General features: G+C 69.9%; 18 protein-coding genes. 12 read left to right on the forward strand and 6 right to left on the reverse strand.

What is annotated here, in order from left to right; all coding sequences use genetic code 11:
- Positions 1-69: 69 nt before the first annotated feature.
- The 3 genes from thiL (at position 70) to AC07PA_RS16845 (ending at position 1871) form a co-directional block, all read left to right on the forward strand.
- Positions 70-1026 carry a thiamine-phosphate kinase gene (gene thiL / locus AC07PA_RS16835; RefSeq protein WP_494606788.1) on the forward strand — a complete coding sequence of 319 codons (957 nt, stop codon included), beginning with the start codon at positions 70-72 and terminating at the stop codon, positions 1024-1026.
- Between the two features lie 105 nt (positions 1027-1131).
- Complete coding sequence (locus AC07PA_RS16840) at positions 1132-1335, forward strand: YgaP family membrane protein (RefSeq protein WP_007850919.1); 204 nt, start codon at positions 1132-1134, stop codon at positions 1333-1335.
- Positions 1335-1871, forward strand: coding sequence for a sigma-70 family RNA polymerase sigma factor (locus tag AC07PA_RS16845; RefSeq protein ID WP_145697057.1), 537 nt, complete (start codon positions 1335-1337; stop codon positions 1869-1871). Before AC07PA_RS16840 ends, AC07PA_RS16845 begins: the two co-directional genes overlap by 1 nt.
- 21 nt (positions 1872-1892) lie before the next feature.
- On the opposite strand, the gene AC07PA_RS16850 is transcribed toward AC07PA_RS16845, so the two are convergent.
- Complete coding sequence (locus tag AC07PA_RS16850) at positions 1893-2861, reverse strand: tripartite tricarboxylate transporter substrate binding protein (protein WP_145697056.1); 969 nt, start codon at positions 2859-2861, stop codon at positions 1893-1895.
- Positions 2862-2903: 42 nt separating this feature from the next.
- Positions 2904-4100, reverse strand: coding sequence for a pyridoxal-phosphate dependent enzyme (locus AC07PA_RS16855; RefSeq protein ID WP_494606786.1), 1197 nt, complete (start codon positions 4098-4100; stop codon positions 2904-2906).
- Between the two features lie 85 nt (positions 4101-4185).
- On the opposite strand from AC07PA_RS16855, the gene AC07PA_RS16860 reads away from it, so the two are divergent.
- Positions 4186-5088 carry a LysR substrate-binding domain-containing protein gene (locus AC07PA_RS16860; RefSeq protein WP_494606785.1) on the forward strand — a complete coding sequence of 301 codons (903 nt, stop codon included), beginning with the start codon at positions 4186-4188 and terminating at the stop codon, positions 5086-5088.
- 27 nt (positions 5089-5115) lie between these two features.
- Here the strand turns inward: AC07PA_RS16860 and AC07PA_RS16865 are convergent, their stop codons facing one another.
- Positions 5116-6084 carry a TRAP transporter substrate-binding protein gene (locus AC07PA_RS16865; protein ID WP_494607010.1) on the reverse strand — a complete coding sequence of 323 codons (969 nt, stop codon included), beginning with the start codon at positions 6082-6084 and terminating at the stop codon, positions 5116-5118.
- 385 nt (positions 6085-6469) lie between these two features.
- Between AC07PA_RS16865 and AC07PA_RS16870 the strand changes: the two genes are divergently transcribed.
- Complete coding sequence (locus AC07PA_RS16870; protein ID WP_494606784.1) at positions 6470-8254, forward strand: pectate lyase; 1785 nt, start codon at positions 6470-6472, stop codon at positions 8252-8254.
- 13 nt (positions 8255-8267) lie between these two features.
- Here the strand turns inward: AC07PA_RS16870 and AC07PA_RS16875 are convergent, their stop codons facing one another.
- Both AC07PA_RS16875 and AC07PA_RS16880 read right to left on the reverse strand, forming a co-directional pair.
- Positions 8268-9446, reverse strand: coding sequence for an Acg family FMN-binding oxidoreductase (locus AC07PA_RS16875; protein ID WP_494606782.1), 1179 nt, complete (start codon positions 9444-9446; stop codon positions 8268-8270).
- A 20-nt stretch (positions 9447-9466) separates the two neighbouring features.
- Positions 9467-10471: an NAD-dependent epimerase/dehydratase family protein gene (locus AC07PA_RS16880; RefSeq protein WP_494606780.1), complete on the reverse strand. Its 1005-nt coding sequence runs from the start codon at positions 10469-10471 to the stop codon at positions 9467-9469.
- Positions 10472-10582: 111 nt separating this feature from the next.
- On the opposite strand from AC07PA_RS16880, the gene AC07PA_RS16885 reads away from it, so the two are divergent.
- Together AC07PA_RS16885 and AC07PA_RS16890 are read left to right on the forward strand one after the other, a co-directional pair.
- Positions 10583-11467: a LysR family transcriptional regulator gene (locus AC07PA_RS16885; RefSeq protein WP_494606778.1), complete on the forward strand. Its 885-nt coding sequence runs from the start codon at positions 10583-10585 to the stop codon at positions 11465-11467.
- 23 nt (positions 11468-11490) lie between these two features.
- Positions 11491-13458, forward strand: a complete 1968-nt coding sequence (locus AC07PA_RS16890; RefSeq protein WP_494606776.1) for a right-handed parallel beta-helix repeat-containing protein — start codon at positions 11491-11493, stop codon at positions 13456-13458.
- A gap of 7 nt (positions 13459-13465) precedes the next feature.
- Here AC07PA_RS16890 and AC07PA_RS16895 read toward each other — a convergent pair whose 3' ends face one another.
- Positions 13466-14872: an esterase-like activity of phytase family protein gene (locus tag AC07PA_RS16895; protein WP_494606774.1), complete on the reverse strand. Its 1407-nt coding sequence runs from the start codon at positions 14870-14872 to the stop codon at positions 13466-13468.
- Positions 14873-15076: 204 nt separating this feature from the next.
- On the opposite strand from AC07PA_RS16895, the gene AC07PA_RS16900 reads away from it, so the two are divergent.
- The 5 genes from AC07PA_RS16900 (at position 15077) to AC07PA_RS16920 (ending at position 20447) form a co-directional block, all read left to right on the forward strand.
- On the forward strand, positions 15077-16699 hold the full coding sequence (locus AC07PA_RS16900; RefSeq protein WP_494606772.1) for a DUF4139 domain-containing protein: 1623 nt from the start codon (positions 15077-15079) through the stop codon (positions 16697-16699).
- A gap of 8 nt (positions 16700-16707) precedes the next feature.
- Entirely contained in the window at positions 16708-17244 is a 537-nt protein-coding gene (locus tag AC07PA_RS16905) for a phosphatidylglycerophosphatase A family protein (protein WP_494606770.1), read from the forward strand.
- The gene (locus AC07PA_RS16910; protein WP_494606769.1) at positions 17241-17729 is read left to right on the forward strand and encodes a CinA family protein; all 489 of its coding nucleotides are present in this window, start codon (positions 17241-17243) and stop codon (positions 17727-17729) included. Before AC07PA_RS16905 ends, AC07PA_RS16910 begins: the two co-directional genes overlap by 4 nt.
- A 105-nt stretch (positions 17730-17834) precedes the next feature.
- On the forward strand, positions 17835-18326 hold the full coding sequence (locus AC07PA_RS16915) for a nuclear transport factor 2 family protein (protein WP_494606767.1): 492 nt from the start codon (positions 17835-17837) through the stop codon (positions 18324-18326).
- A 243-nt stretch (positions 18327-18569) separates the two neighbouring features.
- A complete protein-coding gene (locus AC07PA_RS16920; protein ID WP_494606765.1) occupies positions 18570-20447 on the forward strand; it encodes a patatin-like phospholipase family protein in 1878 nt (625 codons plus the stop codon).
- The last annotated feature ends 12 nt before the right edge of the window (positions 20448-20459 follow it).

Below are 20459 nucleotides of genomic sequence, written 5' to 3' on the forward strand. Positions count from 1 at the left end.
AGGCAGCCTGTGTTGCAGTGGTATGTCACCCTCCCACAAGCGTGCGGCGCGACGCGCCACAATCCCCCCATGGGTGAATTCGATCTGATCGCACGCTATTTCACGCGGCCCGTGCGCCGCGCAGCCCTGGGCGTGGGGGACGACTGCGCACTGCTGGCGCCTGCCGCCGGCATGCAGTTGGCGGTGTCGAGCGACATGCTGGTGGAAGGCCGCCACTTCTTTGCCGATGTGGCCCCCGAGGCCCTGGGCCACAAGGCGCTGGCCGTGAACCTGTCGGACCTGGCCGCCTGCGGGGCCCGGCCACTGGCATTCACGCTGGCGCTGGCGCTGCCACGCGTGGACGAGGCCTGGCTGGCCGGCTTTTCACGGGGGCTGCTGGCCCTGGCCGATGCCCATGGCTGCGAGCTGGTCGGCGGCGACACCACGCAGGGCCCGCTCAATATCTGCATCACCGTGTTCGGCGAGGTGCCTGCCGGCCAGGCCCTGTTGCGCAACGGTGCGCGCGCCGGCGACGACCTCTATGTGAGCGGCACGCTGGGCGATGCCCGGCTGGCGCTGGAAGCCCTGCTGGGCCACACCGCGCTGGCGCCCGGGGTGCTGGCTGCCGTGCGCCAGCGGCTGGAGCGGCCCACGCCGCGCGTGGCCCTGGGCCTGGCGCTGCGCGGCGTGGCCAGCAGCGCGATGGACGTGAGCGACGGGCTGCTGGGAGACCTGTCCCACATCCTCAAGGCATCGGGTGTGGGTGCGCGCATCGATACCTCGCTCGCGGGCGCCCTGATGGCCCAGGGCAGCGCCGTGGCGGACCCCGAGCTCCTGCGCCAGTGCACCCTGGCCGGTGGCGACGACTATGAACTGGCCTTCACCGCACCACCCTTGCAGCGCGCGGCGGTGGCTGCGGCTGCGCAGGCCAGCCAGACCCCGGTGGCGCGCATCGGCACGATCGAGGCAGAAACCGGCCTGCGGTTGGTGGATGGACAAGGCCGGCCGGTGGACCAGCGCTATGCCTCGTTCGACCACTTCGGCTGAAACTTTTTTTCCCACAGCATGAATCCTTTGGCTCCAAGACCCGCTCTTGTCAGGGAAGGCGCCCCGTGCCGGCGCCTTCTCTTTCAACCCCCAAGGAGCTTTGCCATGCTGTACCGCAAGAACATCACCCGCCCCGAAAGCCTGCTGCGCATCGTCGCCGGAGTGGTCCTCATCGCCGCCAGCCTTTTCTGGCTTGGCGCCACGCCGCTCGGCCTGGTGCTGGCCGCATCGGGCGCCACGGGCATCGTGACCGGTCTCTTCGGCTATTGCCCGGCCTGCGCCATGGTGGGCAGAAAGCCGGTGGAGTGATGGGCGTGGCATCGCCCACGGTGGCGCAGTTGCTGCCCGCGGCGCGGGCCGGCGATGCCGAGGCCATGGAGCGCCTGCTGGCACTGGCCCGGCCCGACATCCGCCGCTATGCGCTGCGCCATTGCGCGGCCACCACCGCGACCGATGATGTGGTGCAGGAAGCGCTGATCATCGTCTACCGCCGCGTGGGCGCGCTGCGCGAGGTGGCGGCCTTTGGCGGCTGGGTGGTGCGCATCGTGCAGCGGCTGTGCATGCGCCCGGCCCTGACCTGGCTGCGCGGCGAACCACTGGCGCAGGTGGAGGACAGCATGGCCTGGTCGCACCGGCCCGACCACGAACTGCGCCACGACCTGGCCCTGGCCATCGACTCGCTGCCGCCCCTGTACCGCGAGGCTTTGCTGCTGCGCGATTTCGAGGAGCTCACCATCGAGGAGATGGCCCAGCGCCTTGGCAGCACGCGCGAGGCGGCCAAGAGCCGGCTGCACCGCGCGCGCAGCCTGGTGCGGGAATACCTGGCGCCCGCGCAGCCCGGCTGATCCACGCAGCCCCAGGAGAGCTCACTCCGGCTGCAGGCCGATCTTGCGCACCACCGCACCCCAGTGGCCCACCTCGTCGCGCAGGAGGCCGCGCAGTTCGTCGCGCGTGGAGCCCTTGAGATCGATGCCCAACGTGGTCAGGCGCTCGCGCGTGGCAGGGTGCTCCAGCGCCGCGATAGCCTCCTTGCGCAGCCGCTCGATCACCTCGATGGGCGTGGTGGCCGGCGCCACCAAAGCCCACCACTGGTTGAACTGCATGCCCGCCAGACCCGCCTCGCGCGCCGTGGGCACCTGGGGCATGGACGCCAGGCGCGTGGGCCCGGTAGTCATGAGCACCGAGATCTTGCCAGCGGACAGCAGCGATGCGCCGCTGGCCAGCGTGGCGAAGTGGCCCGCCACCTGCTCGGCCGCCACGTCGGTGAGCGCCGGGGCCGAGCCCCGGTAGGGAATGGCATTGACCTTGAGCCCACTGGTCCCCGCCAGCAACTCGGACGAGAGGTGGCTGATGGAGCCGTTGCCGCTGTGGGCCAGCGTGACCGGTGTGGCGCTGGCACGCCCGTCTTTCAGGAAGCCCTTGATGTCGCCCGTCTTGTACCTGCTGCCGTTGACGAACAGCAGCAGTGGCGAAGTGCCGACCATCGAGATCGGCGTGAAGTCCTTGAGCAGGTCGTACGGCAACTTGGCCGTGACGGCCGGGGCGATGGCGTGGGGCAGTTCCACGATGGCAATGGTGTAGCCGTCGGGCGCCGCCTTGGCAGCCGCCTCGGTGCCGATGCGGCCGGACGCACCCGAACGGTTGTCCACGATGACGCTCTGCCCCAGCGACTCGCCCATGCGCTGCGCGATGGCGCGGGCAATCGCGTCGGTGCTGCCGCCCGGCGCCCAGGGCACGATGAGACGCACGGGCTTGTCGGGGTAGGCGGCGAAGGCAGGGCTGCCCAGCAGGCAGGCGCAGGCCAGCAGAAGGGTACGGCGAAACACAGGCTTCATGGCAGGGGTCCTTGGTCAGGCAACGGGATCGAGGAGGGGCGTTCAGGCGTCGCGGTCGCCCTTGGCCGTGAGCAGCAGCAGCACGTGCTCGGACGGCGCAATGCGCCCCTGCTGGCGCAGCTGTGCCGCCGCGTCCACGCAGGCGCCCGTGCACAGCTCGACCCACAGGCCCTGGGCGCCGAGCTGGGCCACGCCCCAGGCCGCGGCCGCATCGCCCACGACGACGGCGCCGCCCCCGGAGCGCTGCACGGCGATCTGCTGCTGCAGGGTGACGGTGTTGCCCGCGATCGAGAACTGCGCGGTGCTGCCGCTGAACTCGGCCTGGGCCGGCGTGCCGCCCAGCACCTGGCTGAGCCGTGCGAACGGCTCCACCGCCCACAGGCGCGGCATGCGCTTGATGAGCCCTGCAGCCAGCAGGTCGCGCAGGCCGCTGTACAGGCCCCACAGCAGGTCGCCACGGGCCGTGGGCACGAGCACATGGTCGGGAACGCAGCCCTGGGCCACGCATTCGAGCGCCACCGCACGGTAGCCCTCCACCCCGAAGGCCGGGCTGCCCACCGCCGGCACATGGAAGTTGGTCAGCGCGAAGGCGCCCTCCTCCTGCACCCGCCGGCGCACATGGTCCCAGCGGCCCGGTCCCGGCCCGAAGGCGACGCGGCGGGCACCGAGACGGTCCAGCGCGCGCGCATAGGGCGCTGGCATGTCACGGTAGGTGGCCACCTCGCAGGGCAGCCCGGCGGCCGCACAGTAGGCCGCCGCCGAGACGGCAGCGTTGCCGCTGGAAGCCAGCACCACCTGCTGCGCACCCACCGCGAGGGCCCGCGCCACGGCCTGGGCCGACATGCGGTCCTTGTGCGAACCGGTGGGGTTCATGCCCTCGTGCTTGGCCGTTAGCTCGCCAATGCACAGGGACCGGGCCAGCCGCGGCAGCGCCAGGCAGGGCGTACCGCCCTCGCCCAGCGAGACCCCGTGCGTGTAGGGCAGCCATTCACCAAAGCTATAACCCGGGCTGCCGCTTGCCAAGGTGCGCGGCAGGTCGCCGTAGACCGCCTCCACGCTCGCAGGCGTGCCCTGGGCCAGGCACACGGGGCAGCCCGTGGTCAGGTCTTGCAGCGCGTACTGCGCACCGCAGTGGATGCAGCGCAGTCCCCGCAGCCGAGGGTTCTGGCGGATGCCCGCGGGGGCTTCCTGAGCAGCACCGCGATAGGGCACCGCGCCGAAGGGCATGTCGGTATTCATGGCTGCATCGTAGCCAGCCCAGGCTGCGGGCAGTACCATCCGGCAGCCGCTTCAATTAAGTAGAACTTATATCATGAGCCTGCCCATGCACGATGCCAAAGAGGTCAGCACGCGCCAGATCGAGGTGTTCCGAATGGTCATGCGCCTGGGCTCGGCCAACCGCGCAGCGGCGGCCCTGCACGTGAGCCAACCCGCTGTGACACAGCTGCTGCAGCAGCTGGAAGCGCGCGCCCAGCTCACCTTGTTCGACCGACCCAAGGGCCGCCTGGTGCCCACGCCCGAGGCGCATGCGCTGATGGAAGAGGTCGAGCGTGTGTACGAAGGGCTGGAGGCGGTGCAGCGCAAGATCGTGGCGCTGCAGTCGCTGGAGGATACGGTGTTGCGCATCGGCTGCCTGCACGCGCTGGCCGCGAGCATCATGCCCGGGGTGCTGGCCGGGTTCCAGCGCCACTACCCGCGCACCCGCTGCCTGCTGATGGTCGACAGCTCCAAGGTGCTGCGCGAGGCACTGTTCCAGGGTGCCGTGGACCTGGCTTTCCTCGGTGACGAGGCGGACACCAGCGGACTGGTGTCCTCCACGTTCTACGAGCTGCCTGCCGTGTGCGTGGTGCCCGCCGGCCACCCGCTGGCGCGCAAGGCCGTGCTGGACCTGACGGACCTGCGCGATGCGCCGCTCATCGGCCTGTCGGCCACCGACCCGGCCCAGCAGCGGCTGGAGAGGCTCTTCGCCGGCGCGGGGATCACGCCGCGCTTCGTGGTCGAGACCCCGTACAGCGCGACCCAGTGCGCGCTGGTACTGGCGGGCGCGGGGCTGGCCGTGACCAACCCGTTGGTGGCCGCCGAGCATGCGCCCTTGGGCCTGCGCAGCGTGCCCCTGGCCGGCGACGGCCTGTTCTTTCGGGCCTTGCTGGCTTTCAAGCCGCGCCAGGCCCAGTCGCGCGCGGTGCAGGAATTCGTGGCCCTGTGCCGGCGGCGCCTGGCGCACTGACCCCGGCGCACTCGCCACGGTGCACCGTCACTTGGCAATGATGGTCAGCAGTTCTTCGCGGGTGGTCGGGTCGGCCATGTACTTGTTGTACAGCGGCGCCATGCGCCGCACGAAGGGCGAGACGTCCTTGACCCGCACGAACTGCGCCCCCTGTCTGGCCGTGTTCTCAAGGGCCTGGGCCACGCGCTTGTTCCACAGCTCGCGCATCAGCAGGGCCGACTGGGCGCCCGCATCCGCGAAGGCCTTGCGGTCCTCGGCCGAGAGCCTGGCCCACAGCGCGCTGGACACCACCAGTGCCTCGGGAGAGATCACATGGTTGGTCACGTACACGCTCTTGGCCACCTTGAAGTGCCCGGTGGACTCGTAGGAGGGCATGTTGTTCTCCGCACAATCGATGGCGCCCTGCTGGAAGCCCCCCAGCACCTCCTTGAAGGGCAGGGCCACGGGTTTGGCGTCGAGCAGCCGGATCATCTCCATGAACACCTCGGACTGCTGCACGCGGATCGACGCCCCCGCCAGGTCGCGGATGCTGGCCAGCGCGCGGTTGGCGCAGTAGAAGGAGCGCCCGCCCCCGTCGTACCAGCCCAGCACCACGAAGCCGGCGGACTGCAGGTTGGCGGCAAAGCGCTGCCCCAGCGCGCCATCGAGGTGGCGGAACATGTGGGCTGAGTCGGTGAACAGGAACGGCAGGTTCAGCACCTTGATGCCGGGCACTGCATCGGACAGCGGGCCGGAGCTGAACTCGGCAATGTCGATCTCGCCGCTCTTGAGCATCTGCACCGCCTTGGGCTGGTCGCCCAGCGTGGCGTTGGAAAACACCTCGATCTGGTAGCGGCCCTGCGTGGCCCGCGCCACCTGGGCGGCAAAGCCTTTCATGGCCTCGGTCACCGGGTAACCGTCGGGGTGGATGTTCCATGCGCGCAGCCGCGTGGGTGCCTGCGCATGGCTGGCCTCGGCGCACAGCAGGGCCAGGCACAGGGCACCCAGCCACGCCATGCCGGATCGGGTCCATCGGTTCACAGGTCTCCTCCTTGGGTTGCAGGTGCCTGGCAGTTCGAACCCCAGGGCTTCGACACCGGCCGTTATGCGCCAATTCATATGACGTCATATAACTTATTTGCTTTTTAATGCCTGAAAAGGCACCCATCCCCGGCCAAGCGGGCTCTGGCAACCGCATTCTGCTGCAACATCTACACACAAGAGGTTCGGGTAAACGCCAGCACGCTGCCGGATTGCGCTGCAGAGAATCACACCCTAGTTGTACGACATCATCTGTCACGGATGCGCCACAACAGCAGGACAAGAGCCCATGGGCCGGCCTGCGACGGCGGCACACGAGGTGCCAGCCAGCCCCTGTTCCCAACCTTCGAGGAGACAACCGATGAAGCGCAGAGACTTTGCCATTGCCACCACCCTGACCCCGCTGCTGCTGTCCGCGTGCGGCGGTGGCGACTCCGGGCCGGCGCCCCTGACCGGCACCCGGGCCGAAGCCGCAGCCGGCCTCAAGCGCGCGGCCCAGTACATGGACGAAGTGGTGTCCTACCAGGGCGGCTACGTCTGGTCGTATTCGCCCGACCTCAAGCAGACCTTTGGCGAAATGGAGGCCTACCGCACCATGTGCTGGATCCAGCCGCCCGGCACGCCCTCCGTCGGCCATGTCTACCTCGATGCCTACCACGCCACCGGCGATGAACGCTACTACCAGGCGGCCGAGCGCACGGCGCTGGCCATCGTCGCGGCGCAGCACCGCTCGGGCGGTTGGAATTACATCCATGACTTCGCGGGCGAGGACTCGCTCAAGCGCTGGTACGACACCATCGGCAAGAACGGCTGGCGGCTCGAGGAGTTCCAGCACTACTACGGCAACGCTACCTTCGACGACGCGGGCACGGCCGTGGCCTCGCAGTTGCTGCTGCGCATGTTCGTGGAAAAGCGCGATGTGCGCTTCTCCGGCCCGCTGCTGCGCGCCATCGACTTCGTGGTGCAGTCGCAGTTCGGCCCCGAGTACGGTATTGCCGACGGGGGCTGGCCGCAGCGCTTCCCGCATTTCCCGGGGGCCGTGAGCAGCATGCCGCTGCCCAACCCGCAGCAGGTGCCTGCAGGCGCGCGCGTGGGCATGGCCGATGGCGACTACACGCTGCACGTCACCTTCAACGACGACGTGATGGGCGAGAACATCAAGTTCCTCACCCTGTGCGTGACGGCGCTGGGGGAGACGCGCCTGATCGGCAACATCCAGCGCGCCATGGAATGCATGCGCCTCATGCAGCAACCCGGGCCCCAGGCCGGCTGGAGCCTGCAGCACCTCTCGCGCCCCACGGCCGGGCGGCCGGCGGGTGCGCCCGCCGGTGCGCGCAGCTACGAACCGCGCTCGCTGGCGACACACACCACGCAGACCAACATCCGCCAGCTGTTCAACTACTTCCAGCTCACGGGCGACAAGAAGTACCTGGCCCGCATCCCGGAGGCGATCGCCTGGCTCAAGTCCTGCCCGCTGCCTGCGGACGCGGCCACGGTCAATCCGCTGCTCGGCGGCGGGCGCACCCACCCCACCTTCGTGGAGCTGGGCACCAACGACGGTCTGTACATGCACCGCTACGGCTCCAACATCCACAACGGCGCCTACTATGCGGACAAGGACTACACCAACACCATCAGCCACTACTCGGCGGGCCGGCCCATCGACATCGCCGGGCTCGAGTCGACCTACCAGTCGCTGAGCCACATGGGCGACGCGGCGATTGCCGACATGGTGGCGCGCTCGCCGCTCAAGTCCACGGGCGCCACGCGCACACTGCCGCGCTATTTTTCGATCCGCGAAGTGGACTTCCCGGACCTCTTCACCGGCGCCACCATGCCCACGCCGGTGGTGCCCGACAGCGAGGCGCAGGCGCTGCTGACCGAGCTGGGGACCAAGAACTACTGGACCTCGGCCGTGCCCGAGATCGTCAACACCTACCGCGGCAATGGACCCACGGCGCCCTACACGGGCACGGCCTACCGCAGCAAGCATGTGGGCGATGTCTACGACACCTCGCCCTACCCGGCTGACAACCCGCCCGAGATCGACCCTTATGTGAAGCGCGAGAAGCCGCAGTTCATCGTGACCTCGGAGTGGATACGCCGCATGGGCCGGCTCATCGCCTACGTGGCACCCCAGGCCTGAGCCCGCGGCAGCCTCAGGTCTGCAGCAGCCGTGCCATGGGCCGGCGGGGCGTGGCGGGAACCTCGCCCTGCGGATAGCCCAGCCGGCACAGCATCTGCACCGTGGGATCGCCAGCCTCCTTCGGCGCACCCCGCCCCAGCACCAACTGGTGGGCGCGTTCGTAGTGCGGCGCCATCTCGGCGAACTCCTGCAGGGCCTGGCTCATGGGGTGCATGCCCAGGCCCAGTTCAGTGGCCTTGAGCTGCAGGCGCACGTAGGCGCGGCCGGCCGCGACCTGGTCGGCGCGGGTGTTGCCGCCGGCCAGCCACACGAAGCCCATCGCCGTGCGGCTGTGGCCCTCGAAGCGGTCCATGGCGCCCTTGTAGCCCGCACTGCCTTCCTCGGGCGGGGCGGAGCGGTCGAAGAAGCCGAGCGCCGCTGCGGCGCGTATGAACGGCGTGTTCAGCGAAATGCCGTCGCGGTGTTCCAGGATCTCGGAGGGGCCGACGCGCGTGAGGCGTATGCTTTCCATCATCGTGCGCGGCGTGCGCAGTTCGACCTGTGCCGACTGCCAGCACAGCGCGCGCAAGGCCTCCAGGCGCGCGGGCTCCACCGTGCCACCGGCCTGCGGGCTGCCCGGCCGGGATGCACCGGCCAGCAAGGCCTGGAGCAGATCGGGGGCCACGGGCCGGGCCAGGTCGAAGTCCACCTTGGGCGTGCGGCGGCGCAGCACCTGCGTGAACAGGGCATCGGGCTCGCCGCCGGGCCGCAGCACCACACGTGCCACGGGGCGCCCATCCCAATCGCGCAGTTGCGACGGCAGCGGACCTTGCGGCCACAGCGTGACTTCGCTGGCCATGCCCTGCTGGGCCAGCGCCAGCACCAGCAGCTCCAGGAAGGCACCGTGGCCGATCAGGATCTGGCGGCCCAGCGGGTCGGTCTCGGGCAGCACGCGTTCGCGGTCGGTGCGCAGGGTGATCACGCCCTCTTCGCGCAGGTCCACCACCCAGGGCTGCAGGTTGTGCGGGTTGGGCGCAGTGATGGCATAGGCCACGGCGCGGCGGCGCAGATCGGTCTCGCCAACGGGGCCCTGCCAGGCCTCGATGGCCTGGGCAGGGTAGTGCGAGCCGGAGCTGCAGGCAGCCAGGGGGGTGATGACCGCGGCGGCGATGGTGCCACCGCCGGCCAGGCGGATGAAGGTACGGCGTTGCATGGTGGAGTTTTCCTTGCGGTTCATGCCAGGGCGGCGTGGGAAGGGGCCGGGGCCAGCAGCCCCAGGTCATGGAGCGCGCGGCGCACCGCAGGCTCGAACGGGGTGTGCGGCTCGGCGCCGATGAGCGCGGCGAGGCGCGTGTTGTCCAGGCGGTGCGGGGTGCTCCAGAGGTAGCGCACGTCGGCCAGGGCTGCATAGGTGGGCAGCACCAGGCCGGCGACGCGCAGCAGCGGCCAGGGCAGCTGGCCCACGCGCACGGCGGCGGCATCCGGCACCCAGCCCTGCTCGGCTGCCACGGCGGAGAGCACCTGCACCCACTGCCGGGCCGTGACCTGCTGGCCGGCAAAGTGCAGGGTGTCAAAGGCGGACAGGCGGTGGTGCGCTTCGGCCACCTTCACCAGGGTGCGGGCCAGGTCCGGCAGGTAGGCCCAGGGCCGGCTGGTGTCCAGCGGGCCGGGCCAGGTGATGCGGCCCTTGGCAAGGTCCTTGGCAATCGCCAGGTCCAGCCAGCTGCCCGCACCGCTGCCGAAGAAGTCGCCGGCGCGCAGCACGATGGCGCGCAAGGCACCGTCGCGGGTGGCGGCCTGCAGGCGCTGCTCCAGGTGGACGCGCATGCGGCCCTTGAAGTCCAGCGCCGTCTGCGGCGTGTCTTCGCGCAGCACCGGCGGCATGGCGCGGCCATAGTTGTAGACGTTGCCGGGCAGCATGAGCGTGGCGTCCAGCGCGCGGGTGACTTCGATGGCGGCGTCCATGAGCGCGGGCGCCTGCGTCCGCCAGGCCTTGTGGGTGTATGCCGGGTTCATGGCATGCACCACCACCTGGGCCCCCTGCGCATGGGCCGCCAGGGCCGGCGTGTCCTCTGGCGCAATGGCGAGCCACTGCACGCCGGGCACGGCCGGGCCGGTGGCGCCCGGGCGCAGCTGGGCACGCACCTGCCAGCCGGCCTGGGCGAACGCCTGGACGGCGGCAAGGCCCAGGCGCCCGCGGGCCCCGAGGATGAGGACGGTGGATGCGGCATTCGTCATGGCGTGGCTCCTGGAATCAAGGGATGGAGTGATTGTGGAAACGCGCCCGCCGTTACACAATTGGCTAACTGTCGATAGCAGCAATGCAAATTTGCATACCTCACCTCTCCCATGACGCAACGCTTTGACTGGAGCCTCATCCAATCCTTCCTGGCCGCCCTGGACCAGGGCAGCCTGCTGGGCGCCGCGCGCGCGCTGAACGCGAGCCAGCCGACCATCGGCCGCCATATCGCCGAGCTGGAGTCGCAGCTCGGCGTGGTGCTGTTCGAGCGCACGGGGCGCGGCCTGCTGCCCACGGAGACGGCCTTGCGCCTGGCGGAGTCGGCCCGCGCGATGCAGGCCGGCGCCGACCAGCTGGCACGCAGCGTCTCCGGGGCCGAGGCAGGCGTCAGCGGCACGGTGCGCATCACGGCCAGCCAGCCCGTGGCCTGCATGCTGCTGCCGCCCCTGCTGGCCCGCATGCGGATCGAACTGCCCGAGGTGCAGGTGGAGCTGGTGGCCAGCAACGAAGTCACCAACCTGCTGCGCCGCGAGGCCGACATCGCCCTGCGCATGGTGCAGCCCACGCAGGCCAGCCTGGTGGCCAAGCGCATCGGCAAGGTGACGCTGGGCACCTATGCCCACCGCGACTACCTGCGCCGCCGGGGTACGCCGCGCCAGCCGCCCGACCTGATGCAGCACGACGTGGTCGGCAACGACCGCCAGGGGGACATCGCGCGCGGCTTCGCGGCCATGGGCTTCCCTGTGGAGCGCCAGCAGTTCGCGCTGCGCACCGACGATCTGATCGCCTACTGGCAGGTGGTGCGCAGCGGCCTGGGCATCGGCTTCGTGGCCGACTACATGGCACGCACCGAGCCGGACCTGGTGGCCGTGCTGCCCATGCTCAAGCTGCCCGAACTGCCCATCTGGCTCACGGTGCACCGCGAGATACGCACCAACCAGCGCATCCGGGCGGTGTACGATTTTCTGGCCGACGCCGTGCCCGACGCTCTGTAACCCACCCCCCTTTTCCCACGACCATGCACCACCACCTGCGCCGATTCGCGGCAAGCCTTCTTGCCTGCCTGCTGGGCGCCGCAGCACCCGCCATGGCCGCCGACACCGCGAGCTTCGAGCCCGCCACCGGTACGCTGCGCCTGCCCACCCTGCAGCTCGATGCCGGTGACCGCTACCGCGATGTCGTGGTGCGGCTGATCGACCCCGGGCAGCTTCGAGTGGACGACCCCGCAGTCGGCACGGAGCTGCAGTACCTGACCACGGGCAGTGTGCTGCGCCTGCCCCAGGTGGTGATCGGCAACGCCACCTACCCCCGGGTCAGCCTGACCCGGCCGGGGCTGGAACTGCTGGGTGTGGGCGGGCTGCTGCCACCCCCAAGCGCGGCGGACGCCAGCGTGCCGGGCGCCGTCACCACGCCCTTTCCCACGCTCGAAAACATCTCGGTGGAATGGGCCTTCACGGGCGATGCCAACCGCAATGCCGTGGTCGGCGTGCGCTACCGCGCGCAGGGCAGCAGCGCCTGGCTCACGGGCATGCCGCTGCGCCGCATCCACAACGAGACCTCGGGCCAGGGCCGCACCTGGCCGCTGCGCCATTCGGGCAGCATCTTCGACGTAGCGCCAGGCACCACCTACGAGATCGAACTCACCCTCACCGACCCCGATGGCGGCAGCACCGTGCGCACCACCACGGCCACCACGCGCAGCGTGCCTACCCCGGCACCTGGCGCGGTGGTCAAGCCCGCCACGCCGGCCACCCTGGCCGGCGTACTGGCGGCCGCGAATGCCGGCGACATCGTGGAGCTGGGCGCCGGGCGCTACAGCGGCTTCAGCGTGGCGCGCAGCGGCACGCCAGGCCGCCCGCTGGTGGTGCGCGGCACCCCGGGTGCCGTGGTCGAGGGAGAAATCAGCGTCTTCAACCAGCGCCATGTGATGCTCACCGAGCTGACCCTGAACGGCCGCGTGCGCTTCAACGGCACGAACGACTTCAGCATGACGCGCAGCACCGTCAACGCCACCGCAGCGCTGGGCGGCCACGGCATCATCACCTTCACGCGGGCGGAGAACGCCTACATCGCCGACAACACGGTCACCGGCACGGTGGTCTGGTCCGAGGCGGCGCTGGGCGTGTCGGGCGGCAACGCGGGCGAGGGCATCCTCATCACCGGTCCGGGCCACGTGGTCATGAACAACCGCGTGGCACGCTTTCGGGACAACATCTCGCTGCTCGAAGACGACGAGGCAGTGGACCAGTACAGCATCGACATCCTGAACAACGACCTTTCCGAAGCGGCGGACGACGGCGTGGAGGCCGATTTCTGCATGCACAACTGCCGCATCCTGCGCAACCGGCTGACCAACGTGTTCATCGCGCTGTCATCGCAGCCGGGCCTGGGCGGGCCCACCTACTTCGTGCGCAATGTGGTCTACAACGCCGTGCACGTGGCCTTCAAGCTGTACCGCAGCAGTTATGGCGACGTGCTGCTGCACAACACGGTGGTGAAGAACGGCGATGCGCTGGGCATCTATGCCGGTGCCACGGTGGGGCGGCTGTATGCGCGCAACAACCTGTTCATCGGCGGGCCGGGCGGCACCTATGGCGGCTATTCCAGCGGCACCGGGCGGGTGCTGTCGATTGCCGATCTGGACCTTGCCAGCGCCGACCTGGACCACGACGCCTACGGCTCCACCGCGGGCAGTTTCACCGGGCGCTGGGGCGCGACCAGCTTTGCCGGCCTGGCCGAGTTGCGCGCGCGCACCACGGAGCGGTCAGCCGTGCAGGTGGGCATGGATTCGTTTGCCGCTGCACCCGTGTTCCCCGGCGCTCCGCTCACACTGTACAACGTGCCCGACCTGCGCCTGCAGCCCGGTTCCGCTGCCGTCGATGCCGGGCAACGCATCCCCAACATCAACCAAGGCCACCAGGGCAGCGCGCCCGACATGGGTGCCTACGAGCAGGGCCAGGCCCTGCCCGTGTACGGCCCGCGCTGAAGCGCGGTCAATACAACGGTGCGATGGGCTTGACCACGTACAGCATGTTGCTGTCGGCCTTGCCGTCGTACAGGTACTTCTGCTTGATGCCGCCCAGGTTGTCCGGCGCGATCACAAAGTCGGCATCGTTGAGGATGGCCAGGCGGTTCGCGTCGATGACCCACATGCCTTCGAGCTTGTCGTGCGGGTACTTCTGCGAGGCGATGGCATCGTAGGCCAGGGTCTTGGCGACGGGTCGGATGCCCAGCGCGGCCAGTTGCGCCCAGCCCGGCGCGTAGTTGTCGGCGGTGCCGCCGTCCTTGACCACCAGCTCCAGCGTCTTGCCGTCCACCAGCAGGCCGTTGGCGGCATTCACCGTGAGCGAGGCGTTGGCGCTGCGCAGGGCGGCGTTGGAGCGGTCCACGTTGGTCGCCTGGCCGAGGTCGATCTTGTAGATGTTCTTGCGCACCACGCCCGTGTCGATGCCGTAGAACTTGGTGTCGCGCTCGACCACGAGGAAGCTGGTGGCGGAGAGGGCCACGATCTCGGAGTTGGCCAGGCCGGCTGCGTCCTGGCGGTACAGGTACTGGGCCGTGGCGCCGGTCTCGATGTTCACCGTGACGATGCGCACCAGGTTGATGCTGCCGACCGCACTGCTCGGGTTGTACAGGTTGGACTGCATCATGCCCACCAGCGTCTTGCCGTCGGGGGTGATGGTCAGACCTTCCATGCCGCGGTTGGGCCAGCGCGTGGACAGCTCGGCCGGCAAGGTGCGGCCGGCCTTGTTGCGCGGGTCGGCCGCAAAGGGGTTGATGCGCTCGATCTCCTTGCCCGTGGCGTCGAAATGAACGATGTGCGGGCCGTACTCGTCGCTGATCCAGAACGTGCCGTCCTTCAGGGCCACGAGGCCCTCGGAATCCAGGCCGCTTTCATCGAAACCCTTGACGCCGTCACCATCGGGGTCCAGCGAGACAACGCTGCCGTCCAGGTTGTAGGGCGTCTCGCCCGTGCCGCCGAACTTGCTGTTGGGCAGGCCGGTGATGGGGCGGCCCTTGGCGTCCTTGAGCAGGATGGTGCTCACCAGCTCGGCCTTGCCCTCGGGGGTGAGCTTGAACAGGCCGATGCGCGGCGTGTATTCCGGAGTGATGAAGATGATGCCCGAGGGTGTGCGCGTCGGCTCGGTGGCAGCGTTCGGGCCGCGGTCGCTCAGGCCGTAGAAGTGGCCTTCCAGCGTGGGATGCGGGGCCAGGGAGGAGCCGTAGCTGCCGTTGCGCAGCTCGGTCTTTTCGGCGTTGGCCACTTTGCCGATCACCTCGTAAGGCAGGCTGGTACCGCTGGCACCCGGAAACTGGAACCCGTCATCGGAGCCGCCACAGGCGACCATGCCCAGACCCAGGGCGGCGATGGACAGGGCACGGGGAACAAAATGCTTCATGGTTGTTGGAGTGAGAATGGAAGACTTTTTCAGCATATGAAGGCTGCGTGACAATCCCATGAATCCACCAAGGTCGGTGCGGCAGCGGCCCCGCTTGCCCCACGCCTGCCGATGGCTGGCAGCATTTGGGATACAAACACGGGAATCCGCGCCCTGGCCATCGGCGCCCCCATACAGGAGGATCTGTTGAACCCTTCCACCAGAATGACCCGCCTTACCGCCATCCTCTGCGCCAGCCTGCTGCTGGGCACAGCCGGTAGTGCGCTCGCGCAGGACACCAGCTCGCGCATCGCGCGCGTGACCGTCTACTCCGGCACCGCCACCGTGGAGCGCGTGGCCAAGGTGGCCGCGGGTGCGCGCAGCTTCAGCTTCACCTGCCTGCCCGCCTCGCTGGACGCGCAGAGCCTGCAGATCCATGCCGATGCCAGCGTGCGCGTGGGCGAATTCAACGTGCTCACCGAAGACCGAGACGTGGCCCCCGCCTGTGCCAGCCCGCTGGACGGCCGCATCCGCGAGCTGGAAGACCAGATCGCCGGCGTGAAGGCCGAAACCGGTGCGCTGGACCTGGTGGACAGCTACCTCAAGGGCGTGGCCGGTGGCCGCACCGTGGGCGACGATGCGCCCGGCGGCCGGGGGCAGGGCCCCACGCCGGCACAGATCACCGCCATGGCCGAGGTGCTGCGCAAGTCGGGCCAAGACGCGCTGGCCCGCACCCACCAGCTCAAGCGCAAGCAGGAGGCGCTGGAGCTCGCCCTCAAACCCCTGGTAGCCGAGCGCAACCGCGTGGCCAGCCAGCGTGCGCGCGTGGTGTCGGTCAGCATCAACCTCGCGGCCGAGCGCGAGGGCGAGCTGCGCCTGTCCTACCAGGTGCGTGGCCCGGGCTGGCAACCGACCTACCGCGCCGCACTGGATCCGGCCAAGGCCACCGTGCTGCTTGATCGCCAGGCCCTGGTGGCACAGAACAGCGGCGAGGACTGGAGCAACGTGCAACTCGTCCTCTCCACCGGCCAGCCCGGGCGCGCCACCCAGGGCCGCCTGCCGCGCCCGTGGACGCTGGATGTGGCGCCGCCACCGCAGCCCATGCCAACGCCCGCTCCCGCGATGATGGCGGCCGCGCCACCGGCCCCCGTGGCCCGGGCCCTGGGCATGGCCGAAGAGGCCATGCCCAGCTTCGAGGTGAGCACCACCGACAAGGGCTTTGCCACCGAGTTCGCCGTGCCCCAGCGCATCACCGTGCCCTCGAGCGGCCAGCGCGTGACGCTGGCGCTGGGCAGCCACAGCGCGGCGGCCACGCTGCTCACGCGCACGGCGCCGGCGGTGGAGGATGTCGCCTACCTGGTGGCCGAGGTCGCCACCCCGCCCGGCGTCTGGCCTGCAGGCGCCGTGGGGCTGTACCGCGACGGCGCCTTCGTGGGCACCGGGCGGCTGGACTTCGGCGCACCCGGCACCGCGCCCGCGGGCAGCACCAGCCTGTCGTTCGGCAAGGACGACCTGGTCACCGTGCGCGCCGAGGCACCGCAGGACCTGACCAGCGCCACGGGCTTCACCGGTGCGCGCACCGAGCGCCGCACGCGCCGCGCCTACAGCGTGGAAAACCGCCACCGGACCGGCATCACGCTGCAGGTGCTGCACGCCGCGCCGGTCTCGCGCAACGAGAAGATCGAGGTCGAGTCGCGCTACCAGCCACAGCCCGCCGAGATGGCCTTCAACCGCACGCCGGGCACGGTGGCCTGGCAGCAGCCCCTGGCAGCGGGCGCCACGGCGCAGTTCAGTGCCGAGCACACGATCCGCTACGCCAAGGACATCCAATTGCAGGAGCGGCAATGAGCCCCGCCATGGACCCCCTATCCCCTGCTTCACCGCCGCCCGCTGCGCCGCGCCGCGCCACTGCCGGATTCATGCTCTCGCACCCGGCGCACTGCATTGCGCTGGGCTTTGGCGCGGGGCTGTCGCGCATCGCCCCCGGCACCGTGGGCACGCTCTGGGCCTGGCTGGCTTTTCTGGCGCTGCAGCAATGGCTGAGCCCCCTGCACATGGGCCTCCTGATCGCCGCCAGCACGGTCGTGGGCTGGTGGGCCTGCACGGTGGCCGCGCGCAACCTGGGCGTGGCCGATCCCGGCAGCATCGTCTGGGACGAGGTGGTGGCCTTCTGGCTGGTGCTGTGGCTGGCCATGCCCATGGGCTGGTGGGGGCAACTGGTGGCGTTTGCGCTGTTCCGCTTCTTCGATGCAGCCAAGCCCGGACCTGTGGCCTGGGCCGACAGCCTGTTCAAGGGCTTTGGCTGGCGTGGGGGCTGGGGCATTCTGTGGGACGACTTCGTAGCGGCCTTCTGCACGCTGCTGGTGATCGCGCTGTGGAGGTTCTGGACATGAGCGACCCGGTGCACCAGGCCCGGCTGTTGGCCGACATCGCCGCCCGCCTGCTCGCACGCGGGCAGATGCTGGCCACGGCCGAAAGCTGCACGGGCGGCATGATCGCCGCGGCCTGCACCGACCTGTCGGGGTCGAGCCAGTGGTTCGAACGCGGCTTCGTGAGCTACTCCAACGAGGCCAAGGCCGAATTGCTGGGCGTGCCACAGGCACTGATCGAAGCCCACGGTGCAGTGAGCGAGCCGGTGGCACGCGCCATGGCCGCGGGCGCGGTGGCACGTTCGCGCGCGCAGGTAGGCGTGGCCGTCACCGGCGTGGCTGGCCCCACGGGCGGCAGCCCGGCCAAGCCGGTGGGCACGGTGTGGTTCGGCTGGGCCGTGGACGGCGCCGTGCACACCGAGCTGCAGCGCTTCCCGGGCGACCGTGCCGCCGTGCGCCAGGCCACCGTGGCGCACGCGCTGCAGCGGCTGCACGGCTACCTGGGTTGAGGCGCACACCGGGTCGCCCAGGCGCCAGCAGGCCGGCACGGCCCCGGTGTAGCATCTTCCGCCCGGGCCCACATGCCCGCCCCGCACCTACCGGAGCCTCCATCCATGCACCCTAACGCCCAGACCCTGCAGCGCTTCTACACCGCCTTCGGCCAGCTCGACCATGCCACCATGCAGGCCTGTTACGCGCCCGACGCGAGCTTCGACGATGAGGCGTTCTCGCTCAAGGGGCGCGAGCAGATCGGCGGCATGTGGCGCATGCTCGCCACGGCCACCAGCAAAAATGGCCGGGAGCACTGGAAACTCGAGTCGAGCGGCATCGAGGCCGATGACAAGAGCGGACGCGCCCACTGGGAGGCGCACTACCTCTTCAGCGCCACGGGGCGCAAGGTGCACAACATCATCGACGGCACATTCACCTTCACGCCCGAAGGCCTGATCGCCACGCACCGCGACCACTTCAATTTCTGGCGCTGGTCGCGCCAGGCCCTGGGCACGCCCGGCCTGCTGCTGGGCTGGTCGCCCTCGCTCAAGCGCAAGGTGCGCAGCACGGCGGCCGGCAACCTGGCGAAATTCCTGGCGCAGGAAAAGAAGTAAGAGCCTCTTGGCGATCGCGCAGGAGATCGCCAAGAGATTCGGAACGCAGAGCGTGCATTTGTTCACGCCACCCGCGCCCGCTACCCGGGCGGGGTGGGGCGCTGCGCTGGTGCGTCCCTAGAATTCGCGGCTTCGCATGCTGCGGGCAGGCCCTCCCGGCCGGGCGCCTGCGGCCACCTGGAACCCCTTCGGTCCCGCGCCCGCTACTGCATGGAGCCGCCCGATCTGCCCGTTGCTGCCGCCATGTCGCCTTTCACCGCCACCCAGAACCAGCTCCTGATGGAGCACCTGCGCAGCTTCCTGCAGGGCATGGCGCCCGAGGCGCTGGAACTGCTGCGCTCCCACATGGAGTGGGTGGAGATCCCCGGCGGCGGCACGCTGATGAACCAGGGCGACCCCGGCGAGTCCATGTACCTCACCGTGAGCGGCCGCCTTCGCGCCTATGTGCGCGGCGACGATGGCTGCCAGCGCCGCGTAGCCGACATGGGCCGTGGCCAGGCCATCGGCGAGATCAGCCTGTTCACCGATGCGCCGCGTGCCGCCACCGTGGTCGCCGTGCGCGACTCGGTGCTGGTGCGGCTGACCAAACCGGTGTTCAAGAACCTGCTGGCGGGCAGTGCCCAGGTGTCGATCGCGCTCACGCGCCAGATCATCGAACGGCTGCAGTCGCGCTCGGCCAATCCGGTGATGGAGCGCCCCGTGGCCATGGGCCTGTTGCCCATCAGCGCGGGCGTGGACCTGCAGGGCTTTGCGGTGAAGCTCGCGCGCCAGCTCGGCGCGCCGGGCAAGGTGCGCGTGGTGGATTCCGCCACGGTGGACCGCGAGCTGCAGGACCCCGGCATCGCCCAGCGCGAAGGGGCCGATGCCTCGGCCAACCGGCGTATTGCCATGCTGCTCGACGAGATCGAGGCGCGCAACGAGTTCGTGCTGCTGCTGGCCGATGCCGAGCCCACGCCCTGGACGCGCCGCGTGAGCCGCCACTGCGACGAATTGCTGCTGCTGGCCGACGCCTCGGCCGAGCCCGCCATCCACCCCATCGAGGCGCAGTGCCTGGCCCAGCGCGCGCCACTGACCGAGGCGGCCGAGATCCTGGTGCTGCTGCACCCGGCCGACACCCGCTGCCCGCGCCGCACCGAGCAGTGGTTGGCGCGCCGCGCGGTGTCCGACCATGTGCACGTGCGCCCGGCGCTGGAGCGCGACATGGCCCGCCTGGCCCGCATCCAGAGCCGCACGGCCGTGGGCCTGGTGCTGGCCGGCGGCGGTGCGCGCGGCTTTGCGCACCTGGGCGTGTACCGCGCGCTGCTGGAGCAGGGCGTGGAGATCGACTGCGTGGGCGGCACCAGCATCGGCTCGGTGATGGCCGCCTATGTGGCTTCGGACCAGCCGCTGGACGCGGTGATGGCCAACGCGCGCGAGGCCTTTCGCACCAACCCCACGGGCGACTTCAACCTGCTGCCCATGCTCTCGCTGATCAAGGGCCGGCGCCTGCGCCAGATCCTCGAAGAGGCCGTGGGCCGGCTGGTGGGGTTTCCGGCCCAGGTCGAGGACCTGTGGAAGAACTACTACTGCGTGGCCACCAACTACTCACGCGCCTGCGAGCAGGTGGTGCGCCACGGCAGCCTGGTCAAGTCGCTGCTGGCCAGCATCTCCATCCCGGGTGCGCTGCCCCCCGTGGTGCACGAGGGCGACCTGCTGTGCGACGGCGGCACGTTCAACAACTTCCCTGTGGACGTGATGCGTGGCATGCGCGGCGTGGGCACCGTGATCGGCGTGGACCTGAACTTCCGCAAGCCCCGGCACATCGACCTGGACGACGTGCCCAGCAGCTGGGCGCTGCTGCGCGACAAGCTGCGCCCGCGCGCGCAGCGGCGCTACAAGCTGCCCTCCCTGGCCAGCTACCTGATGAACGTGACCATCCTGTACAGCATGTCGCGCCAGCGCCAGTCGCAGCAGCTCACGGACCTGTACTTCAACCCGCCCATGGACCGCGTGGGCATGCTGCAGTGGAACCGCTTCGAGCAGATCGTGCAGCAGGGCTATGCACATGGCCTGGACGTGCTGGGCCAGCGGGAGGCCGCCGACCGGCCCCCCATGCGCATGCACGAGCCCGCGGCGGCCTGAGAGGCGGAGCGG

Source organism: Acidovorax sp. GW821-FHT09B03 (assembly GCF_059418305.1).